Below are 16796 nucleotides of genomic sequence, written 5' to 3'. Positions count from 1 at the left end.
GGGCCAAGGAACGCCTCCGGTCCGCGGCAACGGAACCGGCGATCCGGCAGTGCAAGATGCCAGAATGTCAAAAACTGAAACTTGCAGGATGATGATTGGAATTGGTGAAGAAGAAGATCTTTCCTTTTGCTTTGTCGCTTGTCATCGCCCTCTCCGGAGGAATTCTTTTTTCACAGCTGCATATCATTCTCCCTTGGCTGCTGGGGCCGATGTTTGCCGTCCTTCTGGCCAAAGCTTTCCTCCCGTCCGTCTTTTGGCCTGCCGCGTTAAGGAACGCCGGTCTGATTTGCCTGGGCCTTCAGCTGGGAAGCACGTTTACGAAAGAGGTCCTCGGCGGCATGATCCGGCATTTGCCCCTTATGGGGTTTACGTCGGCGGCGGTCATCGGCTTCACGGTGCTGGCCGCCCATTTGCTCTGCAAATATGCAAACATCACCCTTTCTTCTGCCGCGATCGGCAGCTTCCCGGGCGGCCTTTCCCAGATGGTCGTCTTAAGCGAGGAGATCGAAGATGCGGATGAAGCGGTCGTCACCTTCATGCAAACCTTTCGGATCATTTTTGTCATATCCGCCGTCCCCTATTTGACGACCCATTTCTTGATCTCGGAACATGCCGGCGCAGCGGGAGGCCGTGGGCAGGATGCCGCCGGGGCATTTACCGTTTTTCACGGGTTCCTGCTGTTCGCCCTTGCCGTTCTCTTTATATATGCCGGGAAAAAAATAAAAATGCCGATCCCTTATTTGTTGGGGCCGATGCTGGCGGGCATTTGCCTGAACGCGGCAGAACTGCCGAACCTTGTCCTTCCCGATCCCGTCCTGGCCGCCTCCCAAGTGGCGATCGGCGCCCATTTGGGCCGGCAAATGAAAATCAGCCGAAACCAATTCAGCGCGAGCCTCGTTTTCATTACCGTTTTATCAAACGCCGCGTTGATCCTGTTCTGTTTTTTGCTCGCTTTCCTGTTCCACGCCCTTTTCGGCTATCCGGTGGGGGAAATTTTCCTCGGCGTCGCCCCGGGAGGAATCGCGGAAATGGCAATTACGGCGATGGCCCTCAAACTGGATGTGTCATTCGTAACGAGCTTTCACCTGTTCCGCATTTTCGTCATCCTATTCATCGCCACTCCCCTTACCGTGAAACTTTTAAAACGGAAAAACGAAGGGGCCAAAAACGCTTAAGGAAAGGCGGCGCGGCAGCTTATACGGATGCTTATCCGCAATTTTTTCGGCTGCATAAAGGGCGGGAAGGGACGAACATGGATCATGGCGGGTCCGCTTGCACCGGGGATTGCGCGGCACCCCTTGCCCGCCTGTCTGGACGGATTGTTCCATGTTTGAACAACTTCGAACAGGAACGTCCGCGTTCATTTTTGCCGGGCCGGAATGTCCGACATCTCAGCTTTCTTCGCGGCCGGATGGCCCGACATCCGGGATAAAATGTTCAACATTACTTGGAAAATGTCCAATAAACAACCCGTTTGTCCAATCTCTTGAGTTGAACGTTCAACATTGGGTTCGGCTTTAACGACGGAATGTCCAACATTTTCATTTTTTTCCGATCGGATGGTTCCACATCGAAGGAAAAATGTTCAACATTTTTGGAAAAACGTCCAAGAAAAAATCCGTTTGTCCAATATTCCGGACTGTACGTTCAACATCGGTTTCGGCCGGATCGGCGGAATGTCCAACATTTCCTCCGGATGGTCCGACATCGGCAAAAAATCGTCCAACATCGCAAGAGACTGTCCAACATTTTCAAAGATTGGTTCAACATTTTAAAATTTATGTTCAACATGGGAAGACATTTGTCCGACATCAAAGAAAAAATAACCATCATCGCGAAAAAAACGTCCATCATCGCGTGAAAAATGTCCATCATTGCTCCCTGTGTCCGAAAATCATTGCCCGTTGGCGGACATCCGCCGGGAGAACCCGGTGCCGGCCCCGGCTTTTCGCTGCGCTGACCGCCCGGGTTTTGTTTTTTTGGCACATGGGAATGGCAAAGGATGCGTAAAATTTTTGCAGGCCAAAATCCCTTTCGGGATGCGCCCGTTAGAGCTTTCACCGGAGCCGGGGCTGCCGAAGGAATGGAGGGAAAGATTGCATAGATTGGTTTCAGGCAACTATGGTACAATGAATAAGAACGAGAGACCGTTTTTGCCATCGTCGGATAGGAACCTGCTTTTTGTCTCCAAAATGAAACCCGACAGATTTTCCGGTTTTTCACATCATTCGGATCGGAATTTCCGTTGCGGAAGGTTTCGGTGCGGACGATTCAAGACCGTTTTTGCAAACCCGGTCGGATATCCAAAAGACGGAGGGCGTCATATGAAGCGGAAGAGAGGTTTTCCCTTTATTTTCTTCGTGATCATCGCGGGAGCCGTCATTCTCCTTTCCGGTTGCAAAGACAAACCGACTCCCGAAGAAAGATTGGAAAGATTCACAAAGCTTTGGTCCGAACAAAAATTTGGGGATATGTATGAGATGCTTTCCGAATCCAGCAGGAAAAGCATCTTTAAGGAAGATTTTGTGGAAAGGTATAAAAAGATTTATAAAGATCTCGAAGTGAAAGATTTGCAAGTGAAGCCCGTGAAAGTGGAAGAAAAGGATGGGAAAAAGGAAGAAAAATCGGTCAAACTTCCCTTTTCCGTAAAAATGGACACATTGGCCGGAGAGATTTCCTTCGAACATGAGGCCTCCCTCGTGAAAGAGAAACGGGATGACAAGGAAGACTGGTATATCCAATGGAATACCACGTATATTTTCCCGAATTTGCAGGAAGGGGACAAGGTGCGCATCACCACATCCAAAGGGGAGCGGGGGGAAATCTTCGACCGGAACGGTTTGCCCCTTGCCGTCAACGGCAGCGCCTTTGAAATCGGGCTCGTGCCCGAACAAATGCAAGGGAATGAGGCAAAGATCAAAGGAGAGCTTGCGGAACTGCTGGATGTCTCCGTGGAGAAAATCGACCAGGCGTTAAACGCTTCCTGGGTTCAACCCCATTTTTTCGTCCCGATCAAAAAAGTGGCGCGAACCGAAACGGCGCTCATCGATAAGGCAAAGGAAATCCAGGGGGTTTCCGTCCGGGAGGTCAGCGAAAGGGAATATCCTTACGGGGAAGCGGCCGCTCACTTGATCGGCTACATCGGCGAAATCACCGCGGAAGAATTGGAAAAAAATAAGGAAAAGGGTTATTCCGCGGGGGACCGGATCGGAAAACGGGGGTTGGAGGAACTCTTCGAAGACCGGTTGAGGGGGAAGAACGGAGCAAAAATTTACATTGAAAAAACCGACGGCTCGGATGTGGTTCTGGCGGAAAAAGCGCCGGAAAAAGGCGAGTCGATTACGTTGACGATCGATGCGGAACTCCAGAAAAAGATTTATGAAAAAATGAAGGGAAGGAAGGGGTCTGCCGCCGCGATCCATCCGAAAACCGGGGAAATTTTGGCGCTGGTGAGCACCCCCGCCTTCGATCCCAATGCGTTTGTGTTGGGCATTTCTTCGGAAAAATTGAAACAATTGCAGGAAGATAAAAATACGCCGCTGATCAACCGGTTCGCTTCGGCCTATGCGCCCGGCTCCACGATCAAGCCCGTAGTGGCGGCCATCGGCTTGGAGACGGGAACCATCGATCCAAAGAAGAAAAAGAAGATCTCCGGGAAGACTTGGCGCCCCGATGATCCTTCCTGGGGAAATTATTCCGTTACCCGGGTCAGCACCCGTTTGAGCGAAGTGGATTTGAAGGATGCCCTGATTACTTCGGATAATATTTATTTCGCCATGTCCGCCCTTGAGATGGGCCCGGATCAGCTGGCGGACGGCTTGAAAAAATTCGGGTTCGGGGAAGAGTTGAAATTCGGCTATCCGGTACAAGATTCGCAAATTTCGAACAGCGGAACATTGAAAAAGGGTCCGCAGCTGGCCGATACGGGTTACGGCCAGGGGGAAATGCTGATGAGCATCCTGCATCTGGCCGCGGTCTATACGCCGTTCATCAACGACGGGAACATGATCCTGCCCGTCATTGAACAGGCGAAAGCGAATACCGTTTGGAAAGAAAAGGTGATTTCAAAGGAAACGGCCGACGCCGTTGCCGATATGATGAAGGAAGTGGTGGCGAGCCCGTATGGGACCGCCCGCGGGGCGTATATGAAAGATTTGGTCCTGGCCGGGAAAACGGGAACGGCCGAGCTGAAGGCGAAAAAAGATGAAAAAGGGCAGGAGAACGGCTTCTTCGTCGCCTATCCTGCGGAAAATCCCGATCTGTTGATCGCCATGATGATTGAAAACGTGGAAAAGGACGGCGGCAGCAGTTACGTGGTCAACAAAGTGGCGGAGATTTTCAAGGAAAGGCAATGAGCGGCCGGCCGCAAGGACGAACCCCTGTTTTTGCGGGATGGAAATCCCTTCGGCCTTCCATTTTTTCGTCCGGAGGGTGCGGGGGTGCGGCATGGGGGCTGATCAGGAATGTTCTGCGGGGAGAAGGTTCCGCTTCTCCCCTATTTGTTTTATGCCAAAGCCGAAGAAGGAAAAATGTTCGGGACGGTCCGGTCAGGCCGTCCTTTTTATTTGCTTGGCCGGCGGATGGAACGGGAGGATTTGAGGATGAAAATAAAAAATTACTGTAGTTTCTTCTTAAAACGAATTATTCCTTCTTTCAGACAAAATTGCAAAAAATATACCGAGGCGGTTTTTCCCAAACCCGAAAAGTTGAAATATGAAATCCCGATTGAATTAGTTCGTAAAGTATTTATTAAGTTTGGCGGAATTCGCTTTTGAAACAAAAACGCCGATTCATATCGAAGAAACATCGAAACTTAAGTTCAAGATGGTTTTGCAAGGCCTTGCGGGAACGTTGGGGATGCTGCAGGATGAAGATTCATAGGGGCTTTTTCTTTTTCAGGAAAAAGCTTTCAACAGTTCCATGTTCCGTCTTTGAGACGGACTCGCCGGAGGATTCGGATGTGCCGATGGAAAGGCCGGTTGAGGGTAGGACGACGTCTGCAATCTCATTCATTTCGCCTTTCTGAACGAAGGGGATGGAAGGAACTTTACAAGCAGGAAATCATCATGTAATATTCGAAATATAAGATTATACTGATAATTCTGTTATTAAATGGGTGGCAGAGGATGGAAAAGCAGGTATTGCCAATCATTCGGAAAAAAAATCGCAGGGCAGGGATTTTTTTAACGATTGCTTTATCGTTATATTTTCTGATTCCTCTATCCCTTATGTTCATAGCGGATGTCGTGAATCGACCGAGTTTCTTTTACGGGATTCCTTGGGCATGGCTATTGGCATTCCTGCAAATTCCGTTAACATGGTTTTTTTGCGGCGTTTACCATGCTCAGGCGAAAAGCATGGAAGAGAAACTGGAAGGGATGGAGAAGGAGGGAGGTCCTTGAATCCGACGTATTTTTTGTTCCTCATTTATATAGTCGTTAGCACGTTAATCATTACTTATTGGGCGGCGAAACGCAGTAAAACGACGCTCCGGTTTTATGTCGCCTCGAGGAAATTAACCGGGTTTCAAAATGGCATGGCCATTGCCGGCGATTTCATCAGCGCCGCATCCTTTCTGGGGATCATCGGAATGGTGGCGTTCCGCGGCTATGACGGATTTTTATATTCCATCGGCTTTTTAGTGTCCTATGTGGTCGTTCTATTTTTAATCGCTGAACCGGTTCATCGGTTGGGAAACTATTCCCTCGGTGATGTCATCTGTTCCCGTTTTCCGAGTAGGCAAATGCGTTTTTTGATGGCGTTTAGTACGTTCATCATCTCTATATTATATATGATTCCCCAGCTTGTGGCCTCCGGTTTTCTTCTTCGTCTCCTCCTAAATCTCGATTATTCCGTTTCCGTGATGGTCATCGGGGCATTAATGACGCTGTATGTTATAACGGGCGGGATGATCTCCACTTCCTGGGTACAAATTGTCAAAACGGTTCTTCTGATGTCGGGCACCTTTCTTTTGACATTGATCGTTTTTTCCCATTTTAATTGGAACATTGCAACGCTCATCGAGGATGTAAAGGGAGGGACACCGCTGGGAAAGGATTTCTTCCTTCCGGGACATTTATACGACCATCCCTTGGAATTTCTTTCACTCCAGCTAGCCCTTGTCCTCGGGACGGCAGGCTTGCCCCATATTTTAATTCGCCTATTTACTGTCCGGAATACCTTTGAGGTTCGTCGTTCGTTGATCAGTTCGACCTGGATCATCGGAATTTTTTACATCATGACCTTGATTCTCGGCCTGGGGGCCGTTGCGCTCCTCGGAACGGACGCCCTTCTCGAACGGGATTCGACCGGGAATTTGGCGGCGCCGCTTCTTGCACAGGCCGTCGGCGGCGATTTTCTGTTGGCTTTTGTTTCGGCGATCGCTTTTACAACGATCATCGCCGTTGTCGCGGGTCTTGTAATTTCCGCGACGACCGCTTTTTCCCATGATATTTACCATCATATTTTGAAAAAGGGGAAATCCACGGAAAAGGATCAGTTGCGTGCGGCACGATTGTCAGCCGTGGCCATCGGGCTCATTTCCACGTTACTCGCTTTGCGTTTGGAAAGGTTGAATGTCACCTTTCTCGTTTCGATGACCTTTATTGTGGCAGCTTCCAGTATTTTTCCCGTTCTTTTTTTAACGATCTATTGGAAACGCTTTACTCCCGGAGGTGCCTTTACAGGAATGATGATGGGGCTTTTTGCTTCGCTATTTGCTGTCGCCCTCGGGCCGCATATTATGAATCCGGTCGACGGATGGATCCGGAGGGAAGCGGTCGTTTCCCTTTACAATCCGGGAATTCTTACGATTCCCATCGGATTTATGGGCGCGATCGGAGGATCATTTATTTTCCGCAGGCAGTCCCAATCCTTGAAAGAATTCCAAAAGTTTTCGATTCAAGCGCAGACCGGAATCCATTCGGGGAGAGATGGGAATGAAAAATTTGATGGGAATTGAAAACTTGACGATTACGTTGTTTGAACGGTTGGGTCTCATTCTCATCATTGCCTTTGTCACGACCCGAACCCGTGCGTTTAAGGCGCTGTTGTATCGGAAGTACAATTTGCCGATGTCGTTCGTTCATGCCTGCGTATTTGGCTTGTTTGGAATTGCCAGCACGGTAATGGGAATTGTTATTCAAGCGGATGGCGAAATTCGTCACGGATTGATCCTGTTACCGGTGGGAGAGGGGGATATTATTGTCAGCCTTAGTCTTGTGGCCATAGTGATCGTCGGGTTATTAGGCGGCCCCGCGCTGGGATTGGGTGCCGGGCTGATTACCTGCGTCCATTTTCTTTTCCTTGGTGGAATCGGTGCGCTGGCCAATGCGATTGTCAATCCGATTACAGGCTTCTTGGCAGGGCTGACGGCCAGATTTTTTTCCAACGAACGGGTGATTTCCCCGTTAAAGGCTTTGTTTATCGGGGTTTTTCCGCCCGTTTTGTACATGCAGTTTCTGCTGATTTTCTACCCGGGTCGTTCGGATATCATCGAAGCGGTAAACATCATCGGCATTCCCCTGGTGTTATCCAATAGCATGGCCGTCGCCATTTTTACCGCAATGATCGGCATTGTTTTACGCGAACAGGAAAATGAAGCGGCCTTGGCGTCAAAGCAGGCATTAACCATTGCGAAGGAAGCCCTTCCCTTTTTGAAAAACGATTCTCCCCTTGAAGTTGCCGAAGGTTTGGCGGATTTATTATATAGCCGTTTGAGATTGGCCGCCGTATCTGTGACGAACCAAAAGGGAGTATTGGCCCATAAAGGGATGGGGGACGACCACCACCGCTTTGGCGACAAGATCGGATCCCCGGCAGCCTTGCGGTCGATTATGCAAAAAAAGGTGGAAATTGCCAGGGGAAAGTCCGATTTGCAATGTTTCAACAAAAATTGCCCGCTCGAAGCGGCGATTTATATTCCGATTATCGAAGATAATGAAGTCGCCTTCCTGATTACGTTTTATTTCCGGAAACCGGAACATATTTCACCTGTAGATGTTATGATGGCGCAAGGTTTGGGTCCACTGATTTCCGATCAATTGAACAGGTTGGCGGCGGAAAAGATGAAGGCCCATATTCGCGATACCGAGTTAAGGAACCTGCAAGCCCAAATCAATCCCCACTTTCTGTTTAACACTTTGCAATTGATCGCCGGGCTGTTTCGGGAAGATCCGGCCAAGGCCCGTCAGCTTACCCTACAGCTCGCCAATTATATGCGGTTTAATTTGCGCTTGGTATCCAAATCCCTGGTGGAACTGGAGAAAGAGTGCGAACATGTGGAGGCTTATACGGCGATCATTCAAGAGCGGTTTAAAGAAAGACTGGAAATTTCATTAGTCCGACCGGATGATCTTACGAATATTTATATTCCGCCGTCGACCATTCAGCCGTTGGTTGAAAATTCGGTTCAACATGGATTAAAAAATATCACCGGTCATGCCAAAATTGAAATCCTGGTCGAAAAAAAGAACGGGAGGGTGGAGATATCCGTCCGCGATAATGGCTGCGGTTTTCCGACAGAGATTTTGCCGATTGTGGGGAATCAGCCATTGCGGCACCAGCAAAACGGGGGAACCGGCATCTATAATGTCAATCAGCGTTTGGTCCAATTATTGGGTGAGTCTTCCAGACTCCGAATTCGGAACTTTTCGGACGGGGGAAGCGAAGTGAAATTTTCGATACCGGATTCCATTCCGGAGAAGAAAAAGAGGGTGATGGCATGAAAATTCGGGCCATGATCGCCGAAGATGAATTGATGGCGAGAAAAGAATTGATGTATCTATTAAAGGCAGAAAAGGATATTATTCTGACGCCCCACGCGGAGACTGGTGAACAGCTGATCGAACTGTATCATAAACATCATCCGGACGTCATATTCCTTGATGTGGAAATGCCCGGTCTGTCCGGTGTTGATGCGGCCCGATCAATATTAAAACGGGAAGGTCCGAAGCCGTTGTTTGTTTTTACGACGGCCTATGATGAGTACGCCCTCGACGCCTTTGATGTGGAAGCGGTCGATTATTTGCTGAAGCCGTATGATGAAGCGAGATTTCAGCGGACATTGGGACGGATTCGTAAAAGTTTGGATCATCGGAAAAAGAAAAATTCTCCTGAAGAGATTCGGGAAACCCAGGCGGTATCGAAGCTGTTAATTGATGACGGGGAGCGGATGGTTGTCGTTTCGCCCGAATCGATTTACTATGCCGTACCGAACCGGAAGATTTTGGAGATCCATACCGAGGAAAAGGTTCTGCAAAGCCGAATGACGTTGCGGGAATTGGAGGAACAATTAAAAGGTCATCCATTTTTCCGTCCGCACAGGAGTTATTTGGTGAATCTCAACCATGTTATAGAGATCACCCCGTGGTTTAACGGAACGAGCAATTTGACGCTGGGCGATAAAAATCGGACGAAAATTCCGGTCAGCCGTCAGGCAAACAAAATGATCCGGGCGTTTTTCCAAGGGCGTTAATCGAAGGAAAAAAAGAAAGCATCAAAATGGAAGAGGATGGCGGAATGCCCCCATTTGAATATTGTCCCGCTTGATTGGCCGGGGAAGATGGGCAAGGCAAGCCAGGATTCATTTTCCATACCGTTCATCCTCCCAATTAAACCATTAATCCCCCAAAATCCGCCGTTTAGAGCGATTATCTGTTCCTTAATATTCTGAATTTATATAATAGAAGGTAAATAAAAAAGAAAGGGGTTAAGATCGTTGGCGCAAAAAGAATGGATCCCCTCCGGAGCGTCCCGGATTGATTTTGAACAAGTGGCAGATAGTGATCAATTTCGACAGTTTTTAAAAAGAAAAAGGAAATTTTTGGTGCCGATGACCATTTTCTTCATGGTTTTTTACTTTCTATTGCCGATTTGCACTTCCTACACCAAATTTCTAAACACCCCCGCAATTGGCGATATTTCCTGGACATGGATATTTGCCTTCTCCCAGTTTGTCATGGTATGGGTGTTAAGCGCCATCTATGTGCGAAAGGCAAATTCCTTTGATGAAGAGGCGGAGCAAATCATCCGGGACCAGCTAAAGGGGGAATGATTCATGAATCCGATTGTCGTCGTTCTTTTTTTGGCGATCGTAATTCTGACGCTGATTGTCACATACATTGCCGCAAAACGGACAAAATCCGCCGGCGATTTTTATACGGCGGGTGGGGGACTGACCGGATGGCAAAACGGGCTCGCCATCGCCGGCGATTATCTATCGGCGGCCTCCTTCTTGGGAATCGCCGGGATGATCGCATTACAAGGGTTTGACGGCTTTTTCTACAGTATCGGCTTTCTTATCGCCTATTTAGTGGTCCTGTTTTTAGTTGCCGAGCCGCTAAGAAACTTGGGGAAGTACACATTGGCGGATATGATCAATTCCCGTTTTGACGCGAGAAAGGTCCGTGGAGTCGCCGCGATAAGCACGATTACGATTGTCCTTTTTTACATGATTGCCCAAATGGTCGGCGCCGGCGCGCTCATCCAGCTGTTGTTTGATATCCCGTATTGGATTGCCGTATTGATTGTCGGCGTCATGATGACGATTTATGTCCTTTTTGGCGGCATGTTTGCCACCAGCTGGGTCCAAATTATCAAGGCCGTCCTCCTGATGGCGGGAATGATCATCGTCTCCTTTATCGTTCTCTTGAAATTTCACTTTAATATCGGGGCCATGTTTACGGAAGTGAAAACGGCGACAAGCCATGGCGCGGATTACTTGAATCCGGGCATTAAATACAAAGATCCGTTGGGAACGCTTTCATTGATGCTGGCCCTGGTGCTGGGAACGTCCGGTCTGCCGCATATTTTGATGCGCTTTTTTACGGTAAAGGATGCAAGAACCGCCCGTCGCTCGGTTATCACCGCAACGTGGACGATCGGGATTTTCTATATTTTGACATTGTTTCTCGGCTTTGGAGCGGCTATTTTCGTCGGCGAAAGCAAGATTCTCGAAGCGAATCCGGGCGGAAACATGGCTGCGCCGCTGCTTGCCGAAGCCATTGGCGGAAATCTCCTGTTTGCCTTTATTTCCGCCGTCGCCTTTGCCACAATTTTGGCGGTCGTGGCCGGGCTTGTATTATCCGGCGCTTCGGCCTTTGCCCATGACATTTATGGCCAGATCATCAAAAAAGGAAACATCTCCGATCGCCAGCAAATGCTGGCCGCCCGCTATGCGGCATTGGGCGTATCGGTCCTTTCGATCCTCATCTCGCTCGGTGCGCAGTATTTAAATGTGGCTTTCCTTGTTTCCTTGGCCTTTTGCATCGCAGCCAGCGCCAACTTGCCGGTTATTTTATATACGGTCTATTGGAAGCGCTTTAATACGTCCGGGGCTGTTTGGGCCTCCCTTTCCGGCTTAATCTCCGCGCTGGTACTTGTTTCGATCAGTCCGAGCGTGTTCTCCCCGGTTGAAGGAGCGGCGCTGTTTGTCGGCGAGCCGATTTTCCCGCTGGACAATCCGGCGTTGGTTAGTGTTCCGTTAGGATTTCTTGGCGGTTTTCTTGGAACCATTTTCTCGAAGGAACAAGATCTGAGGCGCTATGCTGAGGTTTCGGTTCGCGCCCATACGGGCTATCGGGGAACCAAATCAGCAGGGCCGTAAATGACAGTTTTTTGCGGAGAAAAAAACGGAGATCATATCAACCGAATGTCAAACCTTTTCCGTCTCCGGGTTCGGATTCGGATAAGAAACGATCGCAGTCTGTGGAAGGATGTTTCGAAAAGTTACAATAAATCGGGGGAGAAGGGGAACCCGTTTTAAAGAAGATGAAGAACGGAAACGGGTCGAGGAGAATACGTGGGGATTTTGTATCAGGATCAAACGGGAACTGGATGTGGTGGGAAAATCCTGGATGATATTCTGAAGGGATTGTGTAAAGAGGATTTAATGCCCGAGGCGGAACCTGCTGCATTATAAGCGGTATCGGGGCGTGGGCGGGGAGGTATAGTTCCTTTCCTTAGGCGTACTCGCCCAAATGAGGGAGCGGTCCCTTGTCAAGACATGACAAGCGGGTCGCTCAATTTTTTTGAGATGTCTTTTTTGAGCAGGAAAGCGCTCATTCGAAGGGTTCATCAAGCGTAAACGGGAAACATCTCCCCTGAGACGGGCAGGTTACGAAGTTACTTTTCAATAGGGATTCCGTTTGTCCTGAACGACAGAACCGACGGGAGACTGACAATATAGTAACGGCATTCGGCAAGTCTGGAAATGTTTCAAAAAAATCCGTCCATGACCGTTTCCCGGATGGCACAGGCGATTATGGAAAAGGAGAAGTTCATGATGCTCAATGAGCCGACGAATTCGCCGGATAAAGATGGTGTGAGACGGATTCGTCAGGTGATCTAGGAAGAAAAAGTGCGGGGCGAATCGTTATGATCAGAAAAAGGGGAAACCTTGCGGTTCCCCCTTTTCCGGTTTTTATTTGTTTTCGAGTGCATCGATCACCGCTTCGGCGATGCTCTTGCTCGATTGGGGATTTTGCCCGGTGATCAGGTTTCCGTCAATCACCACGTGATCCGACCAAAGGGGTTTTTTCTCGAAGATGGCTCCCTGTTCGCGGAGCCGGCTTTCCAGAAGAAACGGCATATACCGTTCGAGCTTCCCGGCCCGTTCCTCCTCGTTGGTAAAGGAGGTCAATTTTTTCCCTTTCACGAGATATTGGCCGTCCGACAACCGCATATCCACGAACCCCGCCGGCCCGTGACAGACGGCGGCGACCACCTTCCCCGATTCATACATCGCCCGGATTACCTTTTCCAAATCCGGATTCCCCGGCAGATCGAACATGGTTCCGTGGCCGCCGGGCAAAAACAGGGCGTCGAAGGCTTCGGCCGAAAGGGCATGGAGCGGCACGGTATCCTCCAGCCGTTTGATTGCCTCTTCCCACCGGCCGTCCTTCGGCAAGCTCCGTTCATCAATGGGGGCTTTGCCGCCCTTTATGCTTGCCACTTGGACTTGATATCCCCGTTCCGTGAATTTTTCATAGGGAACGGCGAATTCTTCCAGCCATAACCCGGTTTTTGGCCCCCCTTCAATTTGACCGGTATTGGTTACCAGCATCAACACCCTTTTTTCCGCCAATTTTCCCACCCCCGAATATTGGAAATGTTAAATTTAACGCGTTCTGCCAGATTATTTCGGAATTCTAATCTCAATTTTAAGTTGATGAAAACGTAAATTCAATTTATACGATCGGGCCAAAAGGCATCAAAAAAATCCATTAAAATTCAAATTAATATCATTTCACGCCATATATTTAACAGAAAAAATTACTTTAAGTATCTAAAAATTCATATTGCGCCAATAAAAAAGTCGTGATAATATCAAAATAGACCATAAAACAGCAAAAAAGATCAAAAAAGTTCATTTTGATAATATTCGTGAAAATTAAAATTTAAAAGGTGATCTTATGCTTCAAGTGGAAAGGTTGGAAAAGATACTGGAATATATCAATGAAAAAGGCACGGTCAATATTCCGGAACTCGTCGATTTTTTTAAAGTGTCGAAAACGACGGTGTTAAGGGATCTGAAAAAACTTGACGAACAAGATTTGATCGTGCGTGTTCATGGCGGCGCAGTGAGTAAAAGGAACAAAGGAACGAATTTTGAGCCTAAATATTCTGTAAAAGAAAAACAGGCGGTCAAGGAAAAACAAGCGATCGCGGAGCTCGCGGTCAAACATATATGTCCCGGAGAAACCATATTATTGGATTCCGGATCCACAAGCCTCATGTTGGCAAAGAAATTATCTTCGATCAAAAATGTGACGGTCATTACGAATGACATCAAAATAGCAATGACCCTTAGTGATAATGACAATATAGAACTGGTCGTGATCGGCGGCCAAAAAAGAAAAGGGGTTTACAGCTTAATCGGACCCTTTGCAGAAAATTTATTGAAACAGTTAAATGTTGACAAAGTTTTCTTGGGAACGGATGCGATAGATATTAAATCGGGTTTAACAAACTCCAATATTGAAGAGTTAAATATTAAGAAAACGATGATTGAAATCGCGAAGGAAAAAATTTTGCTGGCAGATAGCAGTAAATTTCATAAAGTGGCTTTTGCGAAGATCTCGGATATTCATGTGATCGATCGGATCATCACGGATGCGAATTTACCGGAAGAGGACATAAAAATGTTCGAAGATTTGGGAATTGCCATAGAAATATCGCCAATTGAAAATGAAGATTAAACCATCGATGATTGAAGGAGTGAACGACATTGACTTGGTTAAAAGATGTTATTGGTACAGAAAAGGCGATCATTGCGATGTGTCATTTAAGACCTCTGCCTGGAGATCCTTACTATGATGAAAAAAAAGGAATGGATTACGTCGTAGAGATGGCCAGAAAGGATTTAATGGCCTTGCAAAACGGCGGGGTAGACGCGGTTATGTTTTCAAATGAATTCAGCATGCCTTATTTGACGAAAGTGAAACCTGAAACAGTGGCAGCGATGGCTAGAGTTATCGGAGAACTAATGCATGATATCAAAGTTCCCTTTGGCGTTAATGTTTTGTGGGATGCGAAGTTATCGCTGGATTTGGCGGCAGCGACAGGAGCAAAATTTGTTCGGGAAATATTTACTGGGGTCTATGCAAGCGATTTCGGCCTTTGGGACACGGATGTCGGTGAAACGGTCAGACATCAACATCGCATTGGCGCCAAAAATGTCAAGCTGCTTTTCAATATTGTGCCGGAGGCCGCGAAATATTTGGCGGATCGGGATATTGAGGAAATCGCAAAATCTACTGTTTTTAACAATCGTCCTGACGCCCTTTGCGTTTCAGGATTGACGGCCGGAGCAAGCACTGATTCGCAAATTTTGAAAAAGGTTAAGGATGCGGTGCCAAATGTTGTTGTCCTGGCAAATACGGGCGTCAAACTCAATAATTTGGAAGAGCAATTGTCAATTGCAGATGGAGCTGTTGTCGGAACGGCATTCAAATATGAAGGAAAATTTGAAAATCATGTAGACCAAAATCGAGTGGAAGAATTTATGAGGAAAGTACGGGCTTTTCGTTCCCTTGCGGTTAAGTAACTTGTTATTTTTGCTTGGGGACTTTATCTCAAGCATAAAATAAATTTTCCGACGGAGAAAAAAATTTTAAAAGGAGGGATCAAAAATGAAAAAAAACGTCATTGTGGCATGTGGCGGTGGGATCGCAACATCAACAATCATAGCCGACAAGGTTCGGGAATTATTGGCCCAAGCCAATATCGACGCGAATGTGACTCAAAGGACCTTATCGGAACTTACTTATGAAGCGAGCAATGCAGACTTAATCGTGACCAGCATGAAAGTCGAGAATGATTTTGGCGTTCCCAACGTTTTAGGCACTCCCTTATTAACCGGAATCGGTGAAGAGGAAACGAAAAAGAAAATCATTGAAATTCTTTCGAAGTAAAAGATTCACGCATTTCTCCAGGAGGTGTGGATGCCATGCAAAAAGTCATCGATTATGTATTGTCCCTCGGCGGCTATGTCTTTGTACCGTTAGTCCTCATTTTAGTCGGTCTGCTTTTCCGGTTGAGTTTTTTAAAATCATTGAAATCCGCAGTGACTGTCGGGGTTGGCTTCTTAGGACTCAACTTAGTTACAACATTGATAGGCGAGTATTTATCTCCTGCAGTCAATGCAATGGTTGATCGATTCGGATTTCAATTGCAAGTAATGGATCTGGGTTCGGGAACTTCCGCAGGCATTGCTTTCTCTACGACAGTCGGCGCTTTGATCATTCCCATTATATTTGCCCTCAACGTTGTATTGCTTCTCCTCAGACTGACTAGAACAATGAATATCGATATCTTTAATTATTCCCATTACGCTTTAACCGGTTCCATTGTTGCGTTAATCACGGACAGTTTAATCTATGGCTTGATTGCCGCCATGATGCACTGCATTTTTTCATTGATTGCAGCAGATTTTACGGCAAAACGGGTACAGAAGGTCATTGGGATAGAGGGGATATCCATTCCCCAAGGCTATGCTTCATCGACAGTTCCATTATATGCATTGTTGGAAGCGATTTATGAAAAATTGCCTTTCATGAAAAACAGAAATGTCGATACCCAGTTTATCCAAAAGAAATTCGGGATGTTCGGCGATCCTGTCATTATTGGTGTAATTTTAGGAATCATCATCAGTTTGCTGGCGGGGACGGGATTCAAAGAAGGGGCTACATTGGTAATCGTTGTCGCAGGCATCATGATTCTATTCCCTCGCGTTATTCGCATTATTGTGGAAGGGTTATTGCCGATTTCGGATGCGGCGAAAAAATTCTTCAATGAACGTTTCGGCGGAAAAGAACTCTATATTGGCCTTGACTCTGCTGTCACTTTAGGCCATCCGACCACTATTACGGTAGGGATTCTCATTATACCCATTACCTTGTTGTTGGCTGCGATTTTGCCTGGAAACCGTGTGCTTCCGCTTGCAGACTTAGCTTTTGCACCATTCTTTATCTGTATGGCTACCATTCTTCATAAGGGTGATGTGATCCGTACATTGATCAGTTCAACGATTAATATGGCCCTCGTGTTATATATTTCTACTTGGTTTACCCCCTATTATACGGAACTGGCGGTGAAAGGCGGTTTTGCAAAGGAAGGAACAAATGTTTCTGCATTGTATGTTGGAAACGTTTACGACTTTGTCGTAACGCTGTTCATGCGTTTGGGCGTAGCAGGAATCATCGCGTTAGTTGTGCTTGCCGCCGTACCCATCTATTTTTACATTAAAAAAATATCGTTCAAGGATCAGCAAAATGAAACAATAAAAGGCTGAAGAA

General features: G+C 47.3%; 15 protein-coding genes. 14 read left to right on the top strand and 1 reads right to left on the bottom strand.

The features are described from left to right. Positions 1-104 precede the first annotated feature (104 nt). From A3EQ_RS0102225 to A3EQ_RS22380, 10 genes are all read left to right on the top strand, one after another. A complete protein-coding gene (locus tag A3EQ_RS0102225) occupies positions 105-1175 on the top strand; it encodes an AbrB family transcriptional regulator (RefSeq protein ID WP_244874556.1) in 1071 nt (356 codons plus the stop codon). Positions 1176-1696: 521 nt separating this feature from the next. Next, complete coding sequence (locus A3EQ_RS22695) at positions 1697-1861, top strand: hypothetical protein (RefSeq protein ID WP_169382636.1); 165 nt, start codon at positions 1697-1699, stop codon at positions 1859-1861. A 463-nt stretch (positions 1862-2324) separates the two neighbouring features. Further along, a complete protein-coding gene (locus A3EQ_RS0102195; RefSeq protein ID WP_020153547.1) occupies positions 2325-4355 on the top strand; it encodes a penicillin-binding transpeptidase domain-containing protein in 2031 nt (676 codons plus the stop codon). 771 nt (positions 4356-5126) lie between these two features. After that, positions 5127-5402, top strand: a complete 276-nt coding sequence (locus tag A3EQ_RS0102175; protein ID WP_020153543.1) for a DUF485 domain-containing protein — start codon at positions 5127-5129, stop codon at positions 5400-5402. Next, positions 5399-6961, top strand: a complete 1563-nt coding sequence (locus A3EQ_RS0102170) for a solute symporter family protein (RefSeq protein ID WP_020153542.1) — start codon at positions 5399-5401, stop codon at positions 6959-6961. Before A3EQ_RS0102175 ends, A3EQ_RS0102170 begins: the two co-directional genes overlap by 4 nt. Further along, positions 6939-8726 carry a LytS/YhcK type 5TM receptor domain-containing protein gene (locus A3EQ_RS0102165; RefSeq protein ID WP_020153541.1) on the top strand — a complete coding sequence of 596 codons (1788 nt, stop codon included), beginning with the start codon at positions 6939-6941 and terminating at the stop codon, positions 8724-8726. Before A3EQ_RS0102170 ends, A3EQ_RS0102165 begins: the two co-directional genes overlap by 23 nt. Next, the gene (locus tag A3EQ_RS0102160) at positions 8723-9475 is read left to right on the top strand and encodes a LytR/AlgR family response regulator transcription factor (protein WP_020153540.1); all 753 of its coding nucleotides are present in this window, start codon (positions 8723-8725) and stop codon (positions 9473-9475) included. Before A3EQ_RS0102165 ends, A3EQ_RS0102160 begins: the two co-directional genes overlap by 4 nt. A gap of 297 nt (positions 9476-9772) precedes the next feature. Further along, positions 9773-10054, top strand: coding sequence for a DUF485 domain-containing protein (locus A3EQ_RS0102150; RefSeq protein ID WP_322786152.1), 282 nt, complete (start codon positions 9773-9775; stop codon positions 10052-10054). A 3-nt stretch (positions 10055-10057) separates the two neighbouring features. Further along, complete coding sequence (locus A3EQ_RS0102145; RefSeq protein WP_020153537.1) at positions 10058-11605, top strand: solute symporter family protein; 1548 nt, start codon at positions 10058-10060, stop codon at positions 11603-11605. Between the two features lie 606 nt (positions 11606-12211). Next, complete coding sequence (locus A3EQ_RS22380; protein ID WP_020153535.1) at positions 12212-12349, top strand: hypothetical protein; 138 nt, start codon at positions 12212-12214, stop codon at positions 12347-12349. Positions 12350-12421: 72 nt separating this feature from the next. On the opposite strand, the gene A3EQ_RS0102130 is transcribed toward A3EQ_RS22380, so the two are convergent. Further along, positions 12422-13084 (bottom strand): type 1 glutamine amidotransferase domain-containing protein, encoded by a 663-nt coding sequence (locus A3EQ_RS0102130; RefSeq protein WP_020153534.1) that lies wholly within the window; start codon positions 13082-13084, stop codon positions 12422-12424. 328 nt (positions 13085-13412) lie between these two features. Between A3EQ_RS0102130 and A3EQ_RS0102125 the strand changes: the two genes are divergently transcribed. From A3EQ_RS0102125 to A3EQ_RS0102110, 4 genes are all read left to right on the top strand, one after another. Continuing rightward, a complete protein-coding gene (locus tag A3EQ_RS0102125) occupies positions 13413-14198 on the top strand; it encodes a DeoR/GlpR family DNA-binding transcription regulator (protein ID WP_020153533.1) in 786 nt (261 codons plus the stop codon). Positions 14199-14227: 29 nt separating this feature from the next. Then, on the top strand, positions 14228-15046 hold the full coding sequence (locus A3EQ_RS0102120) for a BtpA/SgcQ family protein (protein ID WP_020153532.1): 819 nt from the start codon (positions 14228-14230) through the stop codon (positions 15044-15046). Positions 15047-15131: 85 nt separating this feature from the next. Continuing rightward, positions 15132-15413: a PTS sugar transporter subunit IIB gene (locus tag A3EQ_RS0102115; protein ID WP_020153531.1), complete on the top strand. Its 282-nt coding sequence runs from the start codon at positions 15132-15134 to the stop codon at positions 15411-15413. Between the two features lie 35 nt (positions 15414-15448). Continuing rightward, positions 15449-16792 carry a PTS galactitol transporter subunit IIC gene (locus A3EQ_RS0102110; protein WP_020153530.1) on the top strand — a complete coding sequence of 448 codons (1344 nt, stop codon included), beginning with the start codon at positions 15449-15451 and terminating at the stop codon, positions 16790-16792. Positions 16793-16796: the final 4 nt, after the last annotated feature.

It is taken from the genome of Caldibacillus debilis DSM 16016 (assembly GCF_000383875.1).
Classification (GTDB): Bacteria; Bacillota; Bacilli; order Bacillales; family Caldibacillaceae; genus Caldibacillus; species Caldibacillus debilis.
This window is presented reverse-complemented; position numbering and strand designations above follow the sequence as displayed.